This is a genomic window from Marinobacter sediminum (genome assembly GCF_016820575.1).
Taxonomy (GTDB): Bacteria; Pseudomonadota; Gammaproteobacteria; order Pseudomonadales; family Oleiphilaceae; genus Marinobacter; species Marinobacter sediminum.
The window spans coordinates 372,646-394,053 of the sequence record NZ_JAEMQH010000002.1 but is presented as its reverse complement, the minus strand read 5'-3'; the positions used below and the strand labels follow the sequence as shown (position 1 = coordinate 394,053).

Annotated in this window: 18 protein-coding genes, 1 tRNA gene and 1 pseudogene; 11 read left to right on the top strand and 9 right to left on the bottom strand. The window is 57.3% G+C overall.

Features of this window, described 5'->3' with window-relative positions; translation table 11 throughout:
- Window positions 1-8 precede the first annotated feature (8 nt).
- The 3 genes from FGO67_RS08640 to FGO67_RS08630 form a co-directional block, all read right to left on the bottom strand.
- Complete coding sequence (locus tag FGO67_RS08640; protein ID WP_203300328.1) at window positions 9-1,247, bottom strand: sensor histidine kinase; 1,239 nt, start codon at window positions 1,245-1,247, stop codon at window positions 9-11.
- A 252-nt stretch (window positions 1,248-1,499) separates the two neighbouring features.
- Window positions 1,500-2,951 carry a sigma-54 dependent transcriptional regulator gene (locus FGO67_RS08635; protein ID WP_203300327.1) on the bottom strand — a complete coding sequence of 484 codons (1,452 nt, stop codon included), beginning with the start codon at window positions 2,949-2,951 and terminating at the stop codon, window positions 1,500-1,502.
- Between the two features lie 70 nt (window positions 2,952-3,021).
- On the bottom strand, window positions 3,022-3,351 hold the full coding sequence (locus FGO67_RS08630; protein ID WP_203300326.1) for an SOS cell division inhibitor: 330 nt from the start codon (window positions 3,349-3,351) through the stop codon (window positions 3,022-3,024).
- A gap of 352 nt (window positions 3,352-3,703) precedes the next feature.
- Between FGO67_RS08630 and FGO67_RS08625 the strand changes: the two genes are divergently transcribed.
- On the top strand, window positions 3,704-4,204 hold the full coding sequence (locus FGO67_RS08625) for a DUF6586 family protein (protein WP_203300325.1): 501 nt from the start codon (window positions 3,704-3,706) through the stop codon (window positions 4,202-4,204).
- A 45-nt stretch (window positions 4,205-4,249) separates the two neighbouring features.
- Window positions 4,250-4,510, top strand: a complete 261-nt coding sequence (locus tag FGO67_RS08620; RefSeq protein ID WP_203300324.1) for a hypothetical protein — start codon at window positions 4,250-4,252, stop codon at window positions 4,508-4,510.
- Between the two features lie 101 nt (window positions 4,511-4,611).
- On the opposite strand, the gene FGO67_RS08615 is transcribed toward FGO67_RS08620, so the two are convergent.
- Together FGO67_RS08615 and lexA are read right to left on the bottom strand one after the other, a co-directional pair.
- Window positions 4,612-5,103 (bottom strand): cell division inhibitor SulA, encoded by a 492-nt coding sequence (locus tag FGO67_RS08615; RefSeq protein ID WP_203300323.1) that lies wholly within the window; start codon window positions 5,101-5,103, stop codon window positions 4,612-4,614.
- Between the two features lie 39 nt (window positions 5,104-5,142).
- Window positions 5,143-5,754, bottom strand: coding sequence for a transcriptional repressor LexA (gene lexA / locus FGO67_RS08610; protein ID WP_203300322.1), 612 nt, complete (start codon window positions 5,752-5,754; stop codon window positions 5,143-5,145).
- Window positions 5,755-5,961: 207 nt separating this feature from the next.
- Here lexA and FGO67_RS08605 point away from each other — a divergent pair, with 207 nt between their 5' ends.
- From FGO67_RS08605 to FGO67_RS08595, 3 genes are read left to right on the top strand one after another with little or no spacing between them, the layout of a single operon-like run.
- Complete coding sequence (locus FGO67_RS08605) at window positions 5,962-6,963, top strand: amidoligase family protein (RefSeq protein ID WP_203300321.1); 1,002 nt, start codon at window positions 5,962-5,964, stop codon at window positions 6,961-6,963.
- Window positions 6,956-7,714 carry a gamma-glutamyl-gamma-aminobutyrate hydrolase family protein gene (locus tag FGO67_RS08600; protein WP_203300320.1) on the top strand — a complete coding sequence of 253 codons (759 nt, stop codon included), beginning with the start codon at window positions 6,956-6,958 and terminating at the stop codon, window positions 7,712-7,714. Before FGO67_RS08605 ends, FGO67_RS08600 begins: the two co-directional genes overlap by 8 nt.
- A 3-nt stretch (window positions 7,715-7,717) precedes the next feature.
- Window positions 7,718-8,401 carry an SIMPL domain-containing protein gene (locus FGO67_RS08595; protein WP_203300319.1) on the top strand — a complete coding sequence of 228 codons (684 nt, stop codon included), beginning with the start codon at window positions 7,718-7,720 and terminating at the stop codon, window positions 8,399-8,401.
- A 2-nt stretch (window positions 8,402-8,403) separates the two neighbouring features.
- Here FGO67_RS08595 and FGO67_RS08590 read toward each other — a convergent pair whose 3' ends face one another.
- Window positions 8,404-12,177: a translocation/assembly module TamB domain-containing protein gene (locus tag FGO67_RS08590; protein ID WP_338039546.1), complete on the bottom strand. Its 3,774-nt coding sequence runs from the start codon at window positions 12,175-12,177 to the stop codon at window positions 8,404-8,406.
- Window positions 12,174-13,928 (bottom strand): autotransporter assembly complex protein TamA, encoded by a 1,755-nt coding sequence (locus FGO67_RS08585; protein ID WP_203300318.1) that lies wholly within the window; start codon window positions 13,926-13,928, stop codon window positions 12,174-12,176. The genes FGO67_RS08590 and FGO67_RS08585 overlap by 4 nt, the downstream gene beginning before the upstream one ends.
- Before the next feature lie 159 nt (window positions 13,929-14,087).
- On the opposite strand from FGO67_RS08585, the gene FGO67_RS08580 reads away from it, so the two are divergent.
- The 5 genes and pseudogenes from FGO67_RS08580 to FGO67_RS17360 form a co-directional block, all read left to right on the top strand.
- A complete protein-coding gene (locus FGO67_RS08580; protein WP_203300317.1) occupies window positions 14,088-15,095 on the top strand; it encodes a hypothetical protein in 1,008 nt (335 codons plus the stop codon).
- 45 nt (window positions 15,096-15,140) lie between these two features.
- On the top strand, window positions 15,141-16,619 hold the full coding sequence (locus FGO67_RS08575; protein ID WP_203300316.1) for an amidase: 1,479 nt from the start codon (window positions 15,141-15,143) through the stop codon (window positions 16,617-16,619).
- A 110-nt stretch (window positions 16,620-16,729) separates the two neighbouring features.
- On the top strand, window positions 16,730-17,185 hold the full coding sequence (locus FGO67_RS08570) for a type 2 periplasmic-binding domain-containing protein (protein WP_203300315.1): 456 nt from the start codon (window positions 16,730-16,732) through the stop codon (window positions 17,183-17,185).
- Entirely contained in the window at window positions 17,182-18,429 is a 1,248-nt protein-coding gene (locus FGO67_RS08565) for a hypothetical protein (RefSeq protein WP_203300314.1), read from the top strand. The genes FGO67_RS08570 and FGO67_RS08565 overlap by 4 nt, the downstream gene beginning before the upstream one ends.
- An 18-nt stretch (window positions 18,430-18,447) precedes the next feature.
- Window positions 18,448-19,074, top strand: a pseudogene (locus FGO67_RS17360) (cache domain-containing protein); the annotation flags it as partial.
- Between the two features lie 171 nt (window positions 19,075-19,245).
- Here FGO67_RS17360 and FGO67_RS08555 read toward each other — a convergent pair.
- On the bottom strand, window positions 19,246-19,500 hold the full coding sequence (locus tag FGO67_RS08555; RefSeq protein WP_203300313.1) for a hypothetical protein: 255 nt from the start codon (window positions 19,498-19,500) through the stop codon (window positions 19,246-19,248).
- On the opposite strand from FGO67_RS08555, the gene FGO67_RS17355 reads away from it, so the two are divergent.
- Window positions 19,405-21,306, top strand: a complete 1,902-nt coding sequence (locus tag FGO67_RS17355) for a putative bifunctional diguanylate cyclase/phosphodiesterase (protein WP_420844513.1) — start codon at window positions 19,405-19,407, stop codon at window positions 21,304-21,306. The two genes, FGO67_RS08555 and FGO67_RS17355, sit on opposite strands and share 96 nt — an antisense overlap.
- Here FGO67_RS17355 and FGO67_RS08540 read toward each other — a convergent pair.
- Window positions 21,263-21,339 (bottom strand) — tRNA-Met (locus FGO67_RS08540). The genes FGO67_RS17355 and FGO67_RS08540 overlap by 44 nt on opposite strands.
- Between the last annotated feature and the right edge of the window lie 69 nt (window positions 21,340-21,408).

Below are 21,408 nucleotides of genomic sequence, written 5' to 3'. Positions count from 1 at the left end.
GCCTCCGATTAATAGTTATTCTTCAGTTGCGGCAGGCGCAGGGTGGCAACCGCACCACCCTGCCCCAGCGCTTCAATATGGAACTGGCCCTGGTGGGCCTTTACCACAGCCTGGACAACCGCCAGGCCGAGACCGGTACCGTGGGACTTTGTCGTGTAGAATGCTTCAAGTAAGCGCTTAGCCTCCGCGGACGGGAATCCCGGGCCATTGTCGACCACCCGGATGACCAGCTCACTACCCTCGGACACCACCTGCACGGCAACCGCAGTGGCGCCGGCTTCCAGGCTGTTATTGACCAGGTTGGTACAAGCTCCGACCAGCGCATCGCGGTTGCACATCAACCGGCAATCGCCAGAAACCTCGTCCACGATCGATACCGTGGTACCTGCATTAAGTTTCAGCCCCTCTACCGCAGAGTCCAGCGCCGACACCAATGTCTCAGCCGACAACTCCTCCGCCAGCCGGGTCTCACCCCGGGCAAAAATCAGCATGTCGCGCACCTGCTGCTCCAGGTGCGTGAGACGGGACATCAAGCGCGACGCGCAGCGCTGGCGCATCTCCTCGTCAAGATCTTCCTGGCTCAGGTGGCCGCCATACAAAATAGCCGCTGACAGCGGAGTACGGATCTGGTGCGCCAGCGAAGCGACCATCTTGCCCATGGCGGACAGACGCTGGGCATGAGAAAGCTGCGACTGAAGTTGGCGGGTTTCCGTCAGATCCGTCAGCAGGATCAGCTGACCGGGTTGGTTTTCCATAGTCCGGATTTCAATGCTCACCCGGCGACCGTCTTTCAGGGAGACTTCGTGGCCGTCGTCCCGACGCGGCGCAAAACACCGGCGGATAACATCCACCCAACGCTCGCCGTCCAGGGGCTCTCCCAACAGCGAAATGGCCGCCGGGTTGGTCTGGGTCACGACACCCTGACTGTCCAGTACCACCACACCCGCTGGCAGTGCCTTCAGCAGTGTCGACAAGCGATCAGCAAGCTGCTCTTTTTCTTCCAGCTCCTGCTGGCGCTGCATGGTTTCCTGGGACAGCTCACCGGATAGCTGATTCACCCGGGATTCGAGGGTGCGGTAGGAATCGGTAATCTGCCGGGACATGCGGTTAAACAGCTCCAACGCCGAATCCACCGCCTCGTCGTCCTGCTCCGGGAACAGGGCTGTGACCTTGTCGTTGACGTCTGCCGCCGCATTCGCCCCGGCCTTCTGTGCCTCGGACTGGATAACAAAATGTGCCTGACTCATACCTTCGCCCCCTGACCGGCCCAACCCTTAGGCCGCACCATTCGGATTATTCGTTTGCAGAGGTATTAAGCCAGCACCGTGCCAACTCGACTTTTTCGTTAAATATCAGTAAGAAAGAAATTCCAAAAGACAGGCCGCGACGGTTTTACGTCGGCCAGAAATGCGAACGGCGCCATTGGTTACAAACCTTTGACGCCGCTATTCAGGAGGGAAGCCGAGGTTTCTGTCGCCAGAAAACGCCCCAACCCATACTCAGGATTCTTCCGACTCTTCTTCTCTGAGCCCGTACTTTCGAACCTTCTCCACCAGAGTGGTTCGCCGGATCCGGAGTTTCTCGGCCGCCCGGGCCACTACGCCGCCAGCTTCATCCAATGCCTGCTGGATCAGCTGCTTTTCCAGATTCGACAGGTAATCCTTCAGATCGATGCCATTAACCGGCAGTAGCGCTGGTGCATCCAGCCCCACCAAGCCCGGGATTGCCGATGGCATACCGGTGTCTTCAACCGGCCGGTTCTCGTCGTAGTCGTCCACGTACCGAAACTTCTTCGGCAGCTCCTGGACGCCAATCACCCCGTACGGATGCATGATGGCCAGCCGCTCGACCAGGTTCGCCAGTTCCCGCACATTGCCCGGCCAATTGTGGCGACACAGGCTCATGATCGCCGCTGAATTCATCCGCAACGAGCCACGCTTTTCCTTTTCCATGCGCGCAATCAGCTCGTTGATCAGCAACGGAATATCTTCCACCCGCTCACGCAATGCCGGCATTTCGATGGGGAAGACGTTCAGGCGGTAGTAAAGATCTTCCCGAAAATCGCCGGACTCAATCATGTCTTCCAGATGCTTGTGGGTAGCGGCAATGATCCGCACATCCGCAGACAAGGTCCGGTTGCTGCCAACCCGCTCGAAGGTCCGCTCCTGGAGCACACGCAGAATCTTGACCTGCATGTTCAGCGGCATGTCACCGATTTCATCCAGAAACAGCGTGCCGCCCTCAGCCATTTCGAAGCGGCCCACCCGTGCGGTGATCGCACCCGTGAATGCGCCTTTTTCATGGCCAAACAGCTCGCTCTCCAGCAGCTCCGCCGGAATAGCGCCACAGTTCACCGGCACGAAGGGTTTGTCGCGGCGTGCGGAGTGATAATGCAGATTACGGGCGACCACCTCCTTGCCGGTACCGGATTCACCGGTGATCAGTACGCTGACGTCCTTATCGGCGACCTGCTCCATCAGCTGGCGCACCTGGTGGACCTTGCGGGAGGTGCCGACCAGACTCCGGAACAACTGCAGGCCCCGTTGCTGGCCACGCTCCCGGGAACGGCTGAATTGGTCACGATAGATTTGGGCCCGATACAGCGAATCAACAAACTTGGTGTAATTCAGCGGCCATTCCATGCGCGCGATAACCCGGGCGGAGTCCTCGGTGGACAATCCCTTGAGCGCCGGATCGCCAACCAGCAGAAGTGGAACACCCTGGGTGCCGGCAGAGATGGAGGCAATGGTATCGACAACGTTGTCGTCCTCGCCATTGACGACGGCAACGGCAATGTCATTAAGGCTGTCGGCATCGGCAGACTTCAGAAGCTCGAACGCATCAGCGCCGTCAACGACCTGCTCTTCGCCAATGAACTCAAGAATTGTGACCATGTCCCTGCGTCTAGCATCATCGTCACTCAGCACGAGCACCTTGTTATTTTTGGACATTCACCAGGATCTCTTGATGGATTTGAGCGGTATTTAAGACTCTACAGGTCTCAGAGTCAATTTTATGACGCTATTTTGGACGGTTGGAAGAAACGTTTTGGTACATCTTCGCAGCATTGCGATTTTGGTTTACACCTTTCAATGCATCCTGCGCTTCCTGCCGGGCCCGAACGGCGCCCTGATCCATCGCCTCGACCAGCTGCTGCATTTCCTCCAGACGGGTGCGCACCTCGTCCGCGCTCAGCTCCTGAGCCTCCAGCGCCAGCATCAAAGGTTCTGCCGCAGGCTGCACCTGACGATTGAGCTCCGCTAGCCGGTCCCAGTCCTGCTCACTCAAAGCACGCCCGAGGTCTGCCATCAGTTGGTCAAAATGCTCCAGGTGTTCCTGGGAATTTGCCATACTGCTTTCTCCTGTAGATGCAAATGAGGACGATCTTAGCCGCTCACAAACAGCAAATTAGACGTCAGTCATAAGCTGAAGCTATGAAATAGCTGCCGAAGATACCAAGGTTAGCGCCATACGCCGGAAAACCGTCGTTCAAACATTTAATCCAAAGCCGTGTCGAGTTCAGATCTTAGCTATACCCCATGGTAATTCAGAACACTGTGCCACTGAAACAGCTTAGTCAGTTATCAACTAGACCCAGTCACGGCCTTCGATATCGGGGGGGAAGAAGTTTTCAGCCAAAAATGTTAAGCTGGCCGACTGACTAAACGGGTTGTAATAACCGCATCGGGATCGCAGGTAACGCATGGCCTCACAATGGCATTCACTGGTGTCGCAGAAATTGGTACTGGCGCGGGTTCTGTTGAGCCAGGCGACTTCCGGCGACCCGCAATCGGACTCCGAGGCGGCGCAGGCCCTTGGCCGTGAAGCGGTGAGACAGGGTTCCATCGAACTGCTATTGCGTGCTCGCGGACTCTTACTCGTGATGATCGCCCGCCTCTACCAGCAGCGCACGGAAGAACCGGCGAATCTGGACGAGCTGGCAGCGTTGGTCGGAGACGAGACCAACGAGGTCTCGCAGTTAAAGCAACTGGCAGTTCAGGCCAACAGTTGGTGGAACCATCTTGATCAACTGGCAGCATCCCAGAGTCGGCCACCGGTCACGCGCAAATCGGTGTCTGCGGAAAACATCATTGCGGTGTCTGCCGATACCGGGCCCGACCGTTCCGCCGATGCCCTGCGCCAGACTCTGAACGACATGAAAATTTTTGCCGATGCCCTGGAAGAACAGCACAGCGAGTGGTAACCAACCGCTGGTGCGCCAGGTCTCACTAATTGAAAGGTTTAACGAATGTCACCGTCATTTTTTGAAATTGTACAACTGAGCAACGGCGACTACGCATTGCGCCGCATTGACGACGATAGCGCACCGCTTGTGAAGATCTCTTTTTCCGAAGAAGCACGGGAAATGATGGAAGACCGGGATATGAACGTGGCCAAGGCGATGATCGCCGCTGGTATTGAAGCGGTTGGCAATGTTGCCCACGACATTGACTGGGAAGATGATGAGCTTGAGGCAGCCGAGCCCCAACCTTCCTACACCCTACACTGAGGCTTCTGTTCAGGCGTCGCTATTCAGCTTTTGCTACGCCGCTTTGGTCGGCCTCCTGCCCGAGGCCGACTGCCGCTCCGACAGCACGGCTCGGCGCGGCTTCAGCGCTGACGAAGCACCACACCATGACTATTTCCGGTCGCTGACGCCCTTTGCAGGGCCTCAAACGCTGGCTTTGCAAGCTTTCGGCTCCACATAACCACCGCGTGACAGGTTCCGGCGCTGAGTGCCCGCTCAGCCAATTCTTGCGCCGAATGATCAGCCGTGGATCTCAGCACGAGCAACTCACCAGCGACAATGCCATGCATGGTCTGCCACTTGCTCACCAAGGCCTGTGGCGGATCGATCCAGGCCAGCCAACGGCGCTCCTGATTGAGCTGGGTCAGCATCGGCAGCAAGAGCTGGAAGTTTTCAACCTGCCCTTCCGGCAGAATGATCTCGGTAACGTTGCCTGTCACCGCAGGCTCGGCTTTCTCGGTTCGTCTGCGGGCGCGTATCACAGAACGACGCTCAGCGGCCGCAGAGGGCGGGACCGCACGAGACAGGGCACCGTGCTGATAAGCCATATTCTGATTGAAGCTCAATTGTTCCATGATTCACCCGCTTTCCAACTCTGTGGCAATCCGACAGGATCAGTGCAGATCCGACTTACGGATCACACCCACTCCCAACCCTTCGATAAACAGCTGCTGCTCGGTGAGATCTACCTCAATGGGCGCAAACTCATCGTTTTCCGCAATCAGGTAGACCTTCGACCCTTCCTTACGGAATCGCTTGACCGTCACCTCTTCATCACCCACCCGGGCAACCACTACCTGGCCGTTATGCACATCCTGGGTCCGGTGCACGGCCAGTAAATCGCCATCGAGAATACCGATGTCCTTCATGCTCATGCCCCTCACCCGCAGCAGGTAATCCGCTGACGGTGAAAAGAAGCTGGGCTGGAGCGTGACGTGATCTTCAATGTGCTCCTGAGCAAGGATCGGACTACCCGCAGCCACCTGACCGATAACCGGCAAACCCAGATCTTCCTCTGCTTCCGGCAACCGAATACCGCGACTGGCACCGGGAACCATTTCAATGGCTCCCTTGCGGGCCAGGGCCCGCAAATGCTCTTCGGCGGCGTTGGCAGAGCGAAAGCCAAGCTCCGCGGCAATTTCCGCACGCGTCGGCGGATAGCCCGTTTCGTCCAGATAGCGCCGGATAATGTCCAGCACCTGAGATTGCCTTGCTGTCAGCTTCATTGAGCTACTCCATTGCACGTCCATTACAGGGATCCCGGAACTGACGGCCTTTTGTCAGCCCTGTTTTTATATACAGTAAAACGACTATATACAGTGTTTTATCCAGTGTAAAGCCTAGTCAGGGATTTTCTATCGCGTGCGTAATCCTTAACGTAACGGCGAGTGTGGTATGGTAATTTCACCAAAACTACCTTGCTAGGGAGTGCTATGACTCAATCCAGTGACTGCAAGATGCCAGACATCATGAACACCGAGGGTGGCGACGAACGCCGCGTCGGGATCGAGATCGAATTGTCCGGGCTCGGCTACGATGCGCTGGTCAAACTGGTGGCACGCTGCCTGGACGCTGAACCCAAGCTTGATTCCCGCTATGTGACCAAGCTCGCAACAGACCTGGGTGACTTCACCATTGAACTGGATTCCGACCCGATCAAGGATCTGGATTTAGACGATGAGCGCCTACCTGATTCCATCCGCGAGCTGGGCGGCCAGGCTATGGAAGTGATCGACGCCGCCGCTGAGCGCATCGTGCCGCTTGAGATCATCAGCCCACCTGTGCCGTTTTCCCACGTGACCCGGGTGGAATCTCTGATGGAGACACTGCGCGAGGAAGGTGCACTGGGTAGCCGGGAAGCCATCTATTACGCCTTCGGCCTGCAGCTGAACCCGGAGCTTCCAGACCTGCAGCCGGGTACGCTGGTGCGCTATTTTCAGGCCTTCGCGGTGCTTTACGACTGGCTAAAATCCCGCCACCAGCTGGATATCAGCCGGAAGTTCACCACCTACATTGAACCCTGGAGCAGCAAGTACGTCGACCTACTGATGAAGGACGACTACAACCCGGATCAAGCGCAGCTGATGCGGGATTATCTTGATTCCAATCCGACCAGGAACCGCGCGCTCGACCTGTGTCCGCTGTTCGCCCACCTGGACGAGGAGCTGCTCAGTGACTATGTGGTTGATCCACGTATAAAGAGCCGGCCCACCCTGCACTACCGACTGCCCGACTGCGACATCGATAACCCGTCGTGGCACTTTTCCAGTGTCTGGAACGACTGGGTGATCTTGGAACAGATTGCCGGCAATGCCTCGCATCTGGCTGAGCTCCGGGCGTTGTACCGCGAAAGTAGCAAGATCAATCTGCACAACCTGACTCACAGCTGGCTAGAGACCACGACCGAGTGGTTGGAAAGCAGAGGTTATGTCTGAGCGCAAGGAAATGGACAGCGAAATTCCAGGGCTAACCATTGGTATCAGCGGCCCGGCCCGTAAAGGAACTGCCCAGCGCCTGATCAGTCTGGGTTTGCGGCTGCATGGGGCTCGCACTCACTACATTCGCCCGGGTTCTAACACCAACGTACCGCTGCTGGATGGTCTCGTTCTGTCCGGCGGTACCCACGTGCATCCTGAGCGCTATGGCCAGCAGCCACAGGTAACTGCCCATTACGACCTAAAGCGCGACGCCACAGACCGGCGGCTACTGGAAGAGGCCGAACGCATCGGCATTCCGGTGCTGGGCGTCTGTCGCGGCGCCCAGTTCATCAATGTGTTCCACGGTGGTTCCCTATGCCAGAACGTCACCCCTTTGCGGGTAAATACGCGGCATCGACCACTGCTGCTGCCCATGCAGACGGTGCGCCTGGTTACCCCTAGCCGGCTTGGGGGCCTGATGCAGTCCTCGGTGATCGGTGCCAATCGCATCCACAGTCAGGCCATCAAGCGGCTGGGCAAAAATCTCCGGGTGGTCGCCCTCGACAACGATCATTTTGTTCAGGCCATTGAAAACACCCACGAGCAATGGCTGATGGGTGTGCAGTGGCATCCGGAATATCTGCTTTACCACAGCGGCCATCGTCGTATTTTTCAGGAGTTCGTCCAGGCCGCGCTTAATTTCAAGCTGAGTCGCCTGGAACCGGAAACCGAAGAGTCCGTGCTCGAATTGCGTTCACAGGAGAGATAATCGATGAACCCAAAGACCCACCTACGCCTGCTCTGCATTCCACTGGCATTTTTACCGGCACTTGCCCTGGCCGGCGAGGTGTCACTGAGAGGAGAAGGCAGCGTACGCTATCAGCCCGACAGCGCCCGACTGCAATTTACCGCCAGTGCTGAACATGAACGACCGCAGCAGGCCACCGAACAGGTCGCCACGCTCATGAGTCAGTGGCGTGAGGCTATCGATGAATACCAGGCCCGGCTTCAGGACTATTCCGACGCGAATGTGAATCTGTACAGCCGAACCTTGCCGTCCCGAGACCGCGATGAAGAGCCCCGGACTCGAGCCGTGGCCTCACAGACGGTATCGTTCCAGATCAACGATCTTGCCCTGCTCAACCCCTTGCTTGAACAGGCCCAGTCCATCGGCTTGACCTACCACCTGGGACCGAACCAGTTTTTCCACTCCGACGAAAACGGGCTGGAACGTCAGGCCCTGGCCAGTGCCATTGCCGATGCCCGTTCGCGCTGCGACTTTGTGGCCGAACAGCTGCAACAGAGCTGCGGGGAGGTGGTTTCGATCACCGTGGATGGCGGTTTCCGGCCCATGCCCATGATGATGGCAGAGGCCAAAGGTAGCGCTGACACCGTGACCAACGTTGGTGTCCGGGAGGTCACCGCCACGGTCAACGCCACTTTCGAGCTGAACTGAATTCAGTAATCCCGGGTGTAAAAGATATCCAGAGAAGCGGCCAGGCCACTGGCCGCTTCCAGATAGAAATACCGGCCCAGATCATAACGCAGGGCCACGGTGGTGATCGGCTCGAACACCCCGACCCCGTAACGGACACTGAGCTCCTCGGTCAGGTAGCCACTGGCCACCACTGACGTCTGTTCTCCGCTGCCTTCTGCCTCAAGCGTCAACCGGTCGATTCCAAATTCCTCCCCCAGTTTTCCAGTCACCTTGTTGGCCTGGGTCAGACCCAGGGAGATCGCAGCACCGCTCATCTGGCCCTCATCGCCACGGCTTTGCGGGGCACGCCCCAGAATGATGTAAGACAAAGCATCGGTCTGAGGCATACTCGGGCTGGAAAAAACCTCGGTGCTGGGTGAGTCGACTGGCCCGGTCAACCGGATACCCGCGACCACGGTGTCAACGGTGCGAACCGCCTCGATGTTCAGGTAGGGCTGGGTCAGATTCCCGACGAACAGAATTCGGGCGGTGCGCAGCTCCAGTTCCTGGCCAAACTTCTCGTATTTGCCGTTGACCAGCTTCAGGGTGCCCCGGGTGTCCAGGTTGTTGCCAATCCGCAGCGTGCCCTCAAGATCGCCAGTTACGCCAAAGGCAACAAAGGTGACCTTGTCTTCGCCGACGACTACCGTGACATCCATATCCAGGTTCTTGATAGTCGGCTCTTCCCGCTCCACCCCGACGATCACCTCGTCCTCGGAGACGGTAACCGCCTGCTCCGGCAGCCCCCTGATTTCAATGCTACCGCGAGGCACGCCCACTTCACCGGCAACCCGAAGTTCGCCGCGCTGGAATCCAATGGTGAGATCGGGCGCCAGCTCAACCTGAGCATAGGGCTCGAGGCTGAACGGAACCCGCTCACCCGAAATCCTCACCTGCCCTTTCGGAGCATCCGCCCAGTCCACCATCCCTTCCAAGGTGATCTCACTGCGGTCATTACTGCGAATTTTGCCACTGATGTCCGCCGAGTATCCGTTCAACGCCAGACTGATTGTCACGTCCTCAAGCGGAATTGGCAAGGTCGGGTCAACGACACGCCCCTTGGTCAGGTCTAACTGGCCTTTCACCGCCGGCTTCATCAGAGGTCCGGACAAGGTGCCCTGACCATCTATCTGGCCGGACACCTCTTCCAGGCCGGCAAAGATACCCGCCAGGGAAATATCCAGCCCGGCGAGGCTGTATTGCCCCTGCAACCGGCGTTCAGCCGAGCGGGGATCCACCGCCACCTGCACCGACAACTCGCCCAGTTTCGGCCCCGAAAGCCGGACATCGAGATCGGCCTGTTCAGGTTTCAGCTCCAGTACGGTGGTGAAGCGGTCGTAGTTTAGAGCCTCCCACTCCTCATCTACCTGAACTTCAAATACTCCACTGCCAGCGTCGATGGTAATCTGCCCGGTTGGGCCACTGTCTGGCAAAGTGACATCAATCTCGCCATTCAGGCGGCCTTGCCAGCGCAGGCGCTCAGGCAGCAAAGGATCCAAGGCCGTGGTCGGAAAGTTGTTTATGCGGTAAGCCAGGCTGGGCGTCGGCAGGATGGTCTGACCGTCGGCACACACAGTGCTCTGCTGCCAGCGCCAGCAATGCTGGCCGACCGTGAGCTCACCTTCTGCGGTGTAGGCCAGTGTCGCCGGCGTTTGCAGCGTCCAACGCTGATCGTGCTCCGGAACCTCAATGAACCCCTCGGCGAGCGCCCCCTGCCAGGCAGTCCAGGCATCGCCGTCAAAACCACCGCTAAACAGCAGACGCACCGAAGCCTCGGCGTGTTCAACCAGCGCTTCCAGCCGATGCTCCGTCCGGGTGCCCGAGACATCAATCGCCAGTGACTCCAGCTTCTGCCCAGAGGCATCAAGGCGTTTCGCCCGGATAGACGTATTAACCCGGAGCCCGGATTTCAGGGCAGCATCAACATCAAGATTGGCGACGGTCACGCGGTCCTGCCAGGCCAGTTGTTGCGCCGATAGCGTCAGTGTGCCCGTGGGATCGTCCGGTGTACCCGCGACATTCATTTTTGCGTTTAGCTGACCGGCCAGGCCGGCCAGGAGGTCACCGGGCGCGGGCAATGCCAGATTGAGCTGGCCACGAAGCCGCTTGCCCCAGACACCGGAACCGGCCAGCTCATTCTCGCCAACCGACACCTGAACATCGGAAACTTCCCAGGCCCCGGATGAGGTATTCAGGGTACCGCGTGCACTGGCCGGTTTGTCCTGCCATTGCCCATCCAGATCCCAGCGTGCCTGTACCAAAGGGAGGTCGCCTTCCCGGACTCGGCCCTCGGTCTCAATGTCCCCGCTGAGGCTGGCACTGAGGATCGGAAGCCAATAGCCCGGGTTGAAATCATTAAGCTTCAGCGCCGCCTGCCAGGACAATGGGCCAGAGAACGCCACCTTACCCTTACCGGCGAGCGATCCCGCCTCCGTTTTTACACTGAGGTTGGTCAAAGTGACCTTGCCCAGATCGCCATCTACCTCCGATGACAGCGTTGCCTTGCCCTGAGGGCCCTCTACATCTGCCTCCAGACTGGCCTGATACTGGCCATCTGACCATTGCACCGAGCCATTCAGCCGATTCACAGAAACTGCGGGTTCATCAAGGTCAGGCAGTAACGAATACCAGGGAAAGCGGTTGAGCGACAGGTCAGCCGTGGCCTTCAGTCCGTTTAGCCAGCTTACCTGCCCACGAATGTTTGCCTTCCCTGCGCCTTCCGAAGTGCCAGTCGATAACAACAGATTCACGCCGGTGGCGGACTCAGTGTCGACTTTACCGCTCAGAGAGAGGGCGACCGGCCCCTCAGTACTTGGCAAAGTTGCCTCTCCCCGGGTCTGAAAGCCCGAAGCCAGACTGCCCTGGGCCTCCACGAACCAGTCCTGCAACACCAGGGTGTCAGGCACCGAATCCAGCACCCTGAACTTTTTTGAGTTGATGCGAAGCCGGGCCGGCAGGGTCGAATCCAGAGGTGACACCTTGCCTTGCAGCGTGGCGTCCAGATAGCCGCGACTTTGTCCGGACACCCGGAGATCGCGGACACTGCCGGACAAATTAACGTCCACCACCCACTGATCACCGGACGGCGGTGGCAGAGTCGCTTGCACATTGAGATCCACGGGCCAGTCGCGGCGGGTTGTCACCCGGCCCGAGGCAGTCACCGTGTACTCGCCAAGTTGGTAAACACCGCTCTCCAACTGCCAGTCGGCGCCGGAGCCGCCCGCCGATAACTTCAGTCGATCCCAGACCCGGCTGCCATTCAGGCTGAACGGACCCAGATTGACTTCGCCAACGCGGACCCCCACCGGCAATTCGAACCCCGGCAGGTTTAGCCCTTGTGAGGGTTCTTCAGACTCGGGCGAGGGCTGAACCCGGACGTCCAGACGCTTGGCCCGAAGGGTATCGAGGCAAATCTGAGTTTGCAGCAAGCAGGAGGGGGACCAATCAATCAGCACCGACTCTACTTCCACATTCACGCCAAAGCCCTGCCAGACCACCTCGGACGCCTGCCATTGGCCAAGCAATGAGCCGCGGCCGTCCGTCACCTCCAGGCCAGGGATCTGATCAATCACCCACGCGGTGCCGGTTTCTGATTTCAGTGCCAGCAAGATTGCCACCATAAGCACCACCGGCAACAGGATCAGAACGGCCAAAGCCACCAGCAGCCAGAACCAGCCGGATCGGCGAGCCTTATCCTGGGTGTCGGTGTCCTGACCCTGCTGGTCGGGGCCACCCAGTTCGCGCTGTTTGGTCACAATTCAGGCCCCATGGAAAAGTGGATACGCCAGCCGCCGCCAAATTCCGGGTTCAAGCCTTTCGCCACATCCAGGCGCAGCGGCCCTACCGGGCTTACCCAGCGCAGACCAATGCCAGCACCGGTCGCCAGTGGATCGAACAGATCGTTAACGGCATTGCCGTGATCCACGAACAGCGCCGCTCGCCATTGGTCGGCATACTGGTACTGATATTCGACACTGCCCACCAGCAGGAAACGACCACCAACCGGAACGCCGTTTTCGTTTTCAGGCGACAGGGTTTCATAACCATAGCCGCGCACACTCTGGTCGCCACCGGCGAAGAAACGAAGCGACGGCGGTACATCTTCGAAACTGTTGGTGGCGACGCCACCGGCCTGTAGGCGGCCCAGGAACCGGTGATTATCAAAGATGGTATACAGCCCTTTGGCTAACGCACTCGCGTGCAGCACGTCCACAGTGGACAACACCGACCGATGGGCGCCTGTGACATCGAACTGCAGGCGGTAACCCTTGGACGGGTCCAGTGCCGTGTCGGCGTACCGCCTGGAATAACCGGCCCCGGGCAAAAACAGGCTACTGGTACCGGTCTCCTCATCGCCAATATTGTAGCGCTCCCCCTCCCAGCGCAGGGACAGCACCTGAAGCCAGCCGTTGTCCAGCTCATGTTGCCACTGCTGGCCAAACGTCAGCAGTTCCGACTCCACATTTTCAATATCTTCCCGCTGATAACCGGCGGTCAGCCGGATCAGATCGGTCATGGGGGGTTCCAGAGGCAGTTCGTACCAGGCACTCACGTTCTGGCGCGGTACGGACAGCTCGGTGTCTGCGCCACGCTTGTGACCCATGGGGTTGATCCAATGCTCGCGCCAGTTGGCTCGGAACCGGGGCCCGACATCGGTCGAGAAGCCCACACCTACACCAACCGAGCGAGGCGGGCGCCGGGTCACGGTAACCTTCACGGGAATGACGCCATCGACGGCCTGGTTTGGCACGGCATCGATGTCGACCCCGGAAAAATACCCGCTGCCGGAGAGGTCCCGGTTCAGCTCGGCGATTTTATCGGTGTGATACGGGGTGCCAGGCTCGAAGGTGACAAAATCATGGAGCAAATCGGATTCAAAATAATGCCCTTCGGTGAAGCTGACCTCCCCCAGCCGGTATCGCTCACCGCTCTCGTACACCAGCCTCACCTCGGCGGTGCGCTCCTCAGGGTTCACCGTCAGGCTTTTTTCTACGAAGCTTCCGTCGAAATAACCCCGCTGACGGGCACGGGTCTGGATAGTGTCGCGCAGAGTGTTGTACTCGCCATGGTTAAGGATATCGCCCTCGGCCGGGGGCTTGGGCAGGTCGTCCGTAAATTGGCTGTCGGTCGAGGCAGCGCCCCGTATTTCCACAGTTCGAGACGTCACCCGGACTGGCTCACCGGGGATGATCGTCAACAACAGCCGGGCACCGTCGTCGGAATCACCCTCCTCCACACGCCAATTGATTCTGGGCTCATAATAGCCCAGAGCGCGCAATGCCTTGCTCGCCTGATCAACGGCCGTCGAAGCATAGCGCCGCAGGTTGGTGGCAGTGCGCCCTTCAACCCCGCCGATAAAGGCCCTGGCGTTGTCTTTGAGCGCGGGGTAGTCGCCCTCAACCTGAACCTCGACCTGCTGAGCCCAACCGAACAACGGCGACCACAAGATCAAAAGTGCGAGAAGCCGGCGCCGGCCCGTTGTCACAACATGATTTCTAGAAAGCATCCGGCGGTTTCAGAGTTGGAATCATAAGCAATGGTTCATTCAAGCGTGAGAGTTTAACAACAGGGGGTCAAGTTAATCCGCTCCCGGTCGTCGTCACGGCCCAAATACGCTAATCTGTCAGGAGCTTATAACGTCCTGACCGGCAACTGGAAGCCCTAAATGCTGCACATCAATCGAGATAACCTGAAGTCCAGCCACCAACTGATCTGGTTTATCGTCGACTTCGTCATGCTGGGACTGCTGATCATCAACCTGGCCTTCATTATCTGGGACTCTATCTACAACTTTGTGGCGGTTCAGGATCTGCTCAAGCAATACACCCCGGATTTTCAGCGCCTTTATCACCCGATCCACGACCGCTTCATCTTCTATGACATGATTTTCGTGTCGATTTTTCTGAGCGAATTTTTCCTTCGCTGGGGCTACGCAGTAAAAGCCAAGGTCTATGACCGTTGGTATTTTTATCCGTTCATCCACTGGTACGACCTGGTGGGCTGTATTCCGGTAGGCAGCCTGCGCTTCCTGCGGATTTTGCGGATCATCTCTATCATTTACCGCCTGCATCAATACAAGATCATTGATGTCACCAACACCAAGCTCTACCGCTTCGTAAACTTCTACTACGAAGCTTTTATGGAAGAGCTGTCGGACCGCATCGTTCTGAAGGTGCTGAGCGGTGTGCAGCAGGAGGTCAAACGCGGTTCTCCGCTGTTCGACAGGATCCAACGGGACATCCTCTACCCTCGCCGGGCCATGCTCGCAGATTGGATATCCACCCGCGTCGCGGAGGCAGCCCACGTGGGGTATGTACCGAACCGGGGCGCCTTGCGCAGCTACCTCGAGGATCGTGTGGATAACGCACTCAAGCAAAACCTTGAATTGTCCAGACTGAAGTTCCTGCCGGTGGTCGGTCCGACAATTCAGGAAACCCTTGAGGAAGCAGTGGGCGATATCGTCGCCAACGTCATTCATCAAATCCTTGAGGATCTCGCTTCAGCTTCCAATCATGCCTTTATCGAAGACATTGTTAACGTGTTCCTGCCGAGCCCGGACCAAGTGGAATCAGACGAGACCGAGAACGAGGCCCTGATAAACCTGACGATCGAAATCATTGATGCCATCAAAGCCCAGGTGCGCGTGAAATACTGGCGCGAAGACCTGCCCTGACCACCCAATTCTTTTCGGTGTCTTAAACACTAAGGCCAATACGCCATGGATTCGATGCATTACCAACCCGCCCACGAGCTGCTGTCTGAGCTGGAAGCCGGGCGCCTTACCAGTGAAAGCCTGACCAAGGCGTTGCTCGAACGCATTCACCAGCAAAACGGCAGCATCAACGCTGTCGTGACTCTGGACGAAGAACGGGCGCTGAGCCGGGCCCGGGAATCGGATCAGCAGAGGGCAGCAGGTCAGGCTACCGGGCCGCTGCATGGTCTGCCGATGACCCTTAAGGACACCTGGGAAGTGGCTGGCATGACCACCACCGCCGGGGCACCGGCGCTGCAAACCCACGTGCCGGAAAAGCACGCCGACATTGCCCAACGTCTGGAAGCGGCTGGCGCCATTATCATCGGCAAGACCAATGTGCCGATCTATGCCACCGATCTGCAGAGCTACAACAAGCTCTTTGGCGTCACCAACAACCCCTACAATACCGACCACTCCCCCGGTGGCTCGTCCGGCGGTGCCGCCGCTGCACTGGCCGGCGGCATGACACCGCTTGAAGTGGGCAGTGACCTGGCCGGCTCTATTCGGACACCGGCGCATTTCTGCGGCGTATTCGGCCACAAACCGACCAGGGATCTGGTTTCGCTGCGGGGCCATATCCCCGGGCCACCCGGGACCCAGTCGCGACCGGATCTGGCCGTAGGCGGGCCCATGGCCCGCTGCAGCCAGGATCTGGAGTTACTGCTGAACGTTATTGCCGGACCCCGGCCGGCCGATGCCCGCAGCTGGGCGCTGGCCATGGAGCCTGCTAAGTTGGAAACACTGGCACAGGCCCGGGTTGGGCTCTGGCTGGACGACCCCCTGTGCCCCATTGAGGATGAACTCAGTACCGGCTACCGGGACCTGGCGGGCAAACTTGAAGGCCTGGGAGCCCTGGTGGCTGAACCGAACCATCGCCTGCTCAATCTTGAACACATACTGCCCGCCTATTTCAATCTGCTGGGCAGCTTGCTCGCCACTTCATTGAAACCCTCGCAGCGCCGCCAGATGAAATGGATTGCCCGCCTGGAGCCCTGGCTGAAATTCTTCGGCCCCGTGACAGCCTTCGTCGGTGAATACGGCCGTGGCGTGAATCAGGCAGCCCACCAATGGGCCATCTGGAACGAACTGCGGGAAAAAATGCGGGCGGAAATCGAACTACTGTTCGAGGAATTCGACGTGCTGCTCACACCAATAACGCCTACCACCGCCATCCGGCACGATCACAGCCAGCCGGTGTTCAAGCGTCGGATCATGGTGGCGGGACAACCCCGGGCGTACATGGATCAGTTCTGCTGGATTGCCCTGGCAACTCTGCTCGGCCTGCCCGCCACATCGGTGCCAGTGGGCGTCTCGGCCGACGGCTTGCCTTACAACATACAGATCATCGGCGCCCCGGGCCGAGACCTGACAACCCTGAGGTTTGCCTCGCTACTAGAAAAAGCAGGATTGTCAGCCTTTATCCCGCCCCGGCAAAATCTCTAGCTCGACTACAGGAAAGCACACAAGACACGGAAAAAATTACAGAATTTCAATGCATTTTTTGGAATGATGAACTACAAATAAGCAAAAGTTCTAAAACGCGACGCTCTTACATGGATTCACCGTACCGACCACTGGCCCGCACTCGCGGCCTCCGATGGCTGTTGCTCGGCGCCTTGCTGACACTTACTCAGGCGGCGCTCTCTGCCCCCAAAATCGTGCTTAATCAAAGCGTCGAATTCACCAGCCTTGATTCCGCCTACCTTAATCAGATTTTCGCCATGCAAATCAGAAAATGGCCGGATGGCCAGGCCATTCAGGTTTTTATCCTGCCCAGCACCAGCAGTCTGCACCGCAAATTCGTGATTGATCATCTGCAAATACAGACTCACCAGCTTGATCGAATCTGGAACCGAATGCTGTTCACGGGCACAGGCAAGGCGCCAACCGTGGTCAATTCCGAGGACGCGATGTTGAAAATGATCCGGACAACTCAGGGGGCGATCGGCTACGTCTCTGACGAGTACCCAACAGACGGAGTGAAGGTGTTGGGAGGAGACCAGCGATGAATAAACTACTACAAGGACTCTTGTTTCTTGCCTTTGCCACAAGCTCCCAGGTGTTTGCCATTGAACTTGGCGAGTCCTCCCAAATCCATGGATTTGTGAATCAAGCCTACCTGTACAGCCCGGACAATCCTTACGCGGGAACCGACGCCAACAACGGCTCACTGAAGTTCCGGGAAATCGGCATCAACGGCTTCACCGAGTTTTCACCAGATTTCCGGCTGGCAGGCCAGGTGCTCAGCCGGCAACAGGATCAGGCGGACGATGGCGATGTCCGGATTGACTTCCTGCTGGCCGATTACCTGCTCTTCAGCGACCAGAGCGCATCCCTGGGTGTTCGAGCTGGCCGGGTGAAGAATAATATCGGCTTCTACAATGCCATCCGCGATATCCCTTCAGCCCGACCCGGTTACAACGTGCCCGACTCCATCTACTTCGGCGCATTCCGGGATACTCTCCTGTCCATCGACGGCGTGAACCTCTACGGCTCCGCGCTTTTTAGGGACAACCTGATCACCTGGGAGCTGTCGGCCGGCCAACGGAATATCGATAGCGAGGACTTCGAATACTTTGCCTTCGGACAGCCCCTGCCCCGAGGCGAGGCCGAGAAAGTTCCGCTCAGGATATTGAATGTGAACCTGGTGCCATCGTTCCAACGGGATTTGCGTCTGGGCATGAGCCTGGTGGATCTGGAAATTGAGCTGGAAGACACCTTGTCAGTAGCCGAGGCCCAGGCTGCACTGATGAGTAACCCGGGTGATTTTATCGCCAACCCACTGAACTACGTGACAGGCTCAGAAATTGAGGGTCTGTTGGCCATCCTTTCGGCCCAATACAGTTTTGAAAGCTGGATTGTCACGGCCGAGTATCTCAATCTTGACAGCGACCTCACCGCCCAGTTTGCCGGTATGGATGTTTCGCAAAGCCAAACCACAGAGGGCTACTACCTGCAGCTCGAGTGGCTGGCATCGGCACAAACCTCCTGGTTCACCCGCTACGAAGAGCTGTACCTGAATAATGATGATCGATCCGGTGAGGGCTCCGCCACCGCGAATAATCAGTATCGTGGATTTGGTAAGGGGTGGACCGTGGGTGGTAAATGGCAATTCAAGAACGACTGGTCAATCGTTGGCCAGGCTAGCTTCAACGAGGGTACCGCCTGGCTGCCAAGCTACAACGGCATTGAGGACGAAGAGATTGAAAAATACTGGAACTACTACGTGCTGTCGCTGAATTACCAATTTTGATTCGTCGGTTACCTGTCTATGTACCTGAGCCTGAAATGGAAAGCCGTTGTCTTTCTGAGCCTGGTTTTGATCTCCTTGACCGGAGTCTGGGTCGGTCAGCACATTTACAAGACCATAAGCACCTACGATAACCGACTTGAGGATTTGCAAACCCGCCAGCAAGCCATTCTCACCCAGCTGCTGGAAGACAATTTCCTCCGTCTGTCACAGCTGTCTCAGCTCATTGCTGAGATGCCGGAAATCCAGCTCGCCAAGCAGTCAGGAACCAGCGATGCTCTGCAGCAGTACCTGGAGAGCGAGTGGATAAAACTCAACATCAACACCGGCATTGATTACATCGGCCTCTACTCGATCGACGGTGAAGTCATAGGCTCTGCCTTTAGCCACTTACTCTTTCAAAATCAAAAACAGCTGAACACCGCCATCTCTCAGGCCATGGAAGCACATGGGACACAAGCACCCCGGTCATTCCTTTTCTGTGGCTTTGGCTGTTCCCAGTTTGTGATCGAACCGTTTGTCCTCAGCGATGGCTCAGAAGCGCTGATCCTGACGGGCCAGAACATTGCTGACATTATTCAACGCTATCAACAGGTTTCCAATAACGATCTGGCGGTGCTGCTCCCGTCACAACCTGAATCCAGTCCTGTTATGGATACGAGCCGGTCGCTGGAGGACTGGAATCGGCGTCTGTGGGCTGCCAGTCAGTTCCAGCAAACCCTTGCTCAGCTTCGAGCCATCCAGAAAAAGACGGCTTTCCAAGCCCTTGATGATAGCGATTCATCGGACTTCGAAAACCAAAAACTGCTTTTAAACCGGTTACAGCTGACTGACTACCGGGCCTACGGACAAGCCCCCGAATTCCTTGCCATCAGCAATGAAACCCAGCAGCACAACAACCTCGTGAATTCGGTAAAGATCAGCGTACTCATTGGTGCACTTGCCCTGCTTGTGTCTGAACTCATTCTGATCTTGATCATGCTCAACCCATTGCGCCGCCTTTTTTCTGTGGTTGAGGCTTTGAACCTGCTGCCAAAACACCAGTACAGGGAAGCCAGCGAGAAAATTGGCCACGGATCAGTGTACTTGCAGGACGAACTGTCGTTACTCGAAAAAAGCACTAGGTTCGTCACCCGCGAACTGGAGGCCCTTCATATCGAGGTGGAGGACAAGAACGAATCGCTGCAGGAACAGATAGCCGTCATCACCCGCTCACGGGCTTTTCTCGAGCGGCTGATCGACAGCTCCCACCTGTTCATCGCAACACAAAGACTGGACGGCACCATACTTACCAGCAATGCCCGGTTCGAAAAGGAGTTTAAGCGTCCGATCAGCAATTTCACCGAGCTGTTTGTGTCTCGTGATAGCCGAGAAACGTTCCAGCGACGTGTAGACCTGCTGGCAAAAGATAAATGCGAAGTTATCCAAGTAGATGCAGAGTTCGCCAACGATCAGGGACTCCCGATCTACCTCGATTGGACCTGCTCCATCGTCGAGGATGAGAAAGGCCGGCGCATTATCTTGGCCATCGGCATCGATCTGACCCAGCGTAAACGGGACGAAGAGGCGCTTGAGTGGCTGGCCAATAACGACCCATTGACCGGCATTGGCAATCGGCGAGGCTTTCAGCACGACCTACAAAAGGTACTGGACACTCAGAAATCCGGCGCAGTGGTGTTCATCGACGTCAATCGATTCAAGCAGATTAACGACCTGTACGGCCACACCGTGGGCGACAATGTGCTGATTCAGATTGCCGAGTCGCTGCGCGCCAGCGTTCGGTCAACCGACTCGATCAGCCGCTTGGCCGGTGATGAGTTTACGGTGGTGCTGCCTGGTATTGAGCCAGGCCAACTCGAGAAGTTGCTGCAAAAACTTTCAGTTCAACTGAGCGGCCAGCTTCCGCTGCCGGGCGAAGAACGGTTTGTTGAATACAATGTCAGCGTAGGGGCAGCGATGATCCCTACCCATGGCACCACCGAGCAGGAACTCATCGTCCACGCCGATATGGCCATGTACCAGGCGAAGAAAAGGGGCGGCGACCAATGGCAGGTATTCGACCCGGCGAGCAATGACCTCGCGGATTTACGGCGGGATCACGATCTGACCTCACTGTTGAAACAGGCACTGAAACGCAATGACTTGTTTCAACTTAACTTCCAGCCCATTTTTGCCATCAAAAATGAGACCGTCAGCCATTACGAGGTATTGCTCAGACTAAAAGACACGGCTGGCAATGCAGTTTACCCCAGCGACTTCATTCCAGCTGCGGAACGCATGGGGCTGATCCGCCTTGTGGACGAGTGGGTTATGGACCAGGCCATTCAGAAGCTGGCCGCCACCTGCAGGGCCGGACACCAATTGAGCTTCTCCATCAATGTCTCCGCACCTACCCTGCAATCCAGCAGTTTTCCCGACATTATCATCAGCTTGGTACGCAAACACGGCGTTGATCCAAGTTCGGTCATCGTTGAACTGACCGAAACCGCCTACATCGAAAACTTCCAGATGGTCCTGACCAACCTGGAGCGGATCAACGAGGCCGGTGTGCTGGTTGCCCTGGATGATTTCGGGGTTGGCTTCTCATCGTTCAGCTACCTGAAAAAGCTACCGTTGAGCTACGTCAAGCTGGACGGCTCTTACATTCTGGATCTGGAAAACAATCGGGACAATCAGGTGTTCGTGGAGAGCCTGAACAAAATGGTCAACGCGTTCGGAATGCGGACGATCGCAGAATTCGTCGAAGATGAGGCAACACTGAGGAAACTTGAGGAGTTAGGTGTGGCTTATGCCCAAGGCTACTATATCGGCAAACCTTCACCGAATCTTGAAAAGATGGTAGCGGGGGCAGGATTCGAACCTACGACCTTCGGGTTATGAGCCCGACGAGCTACCAGACTGCTCCACCCCGCATCAATACTGCTTGTCTTTCGGGTCATCCCCGATCAACGTGGCGCGCATATTAAGGGGTGAAGCAGTGTC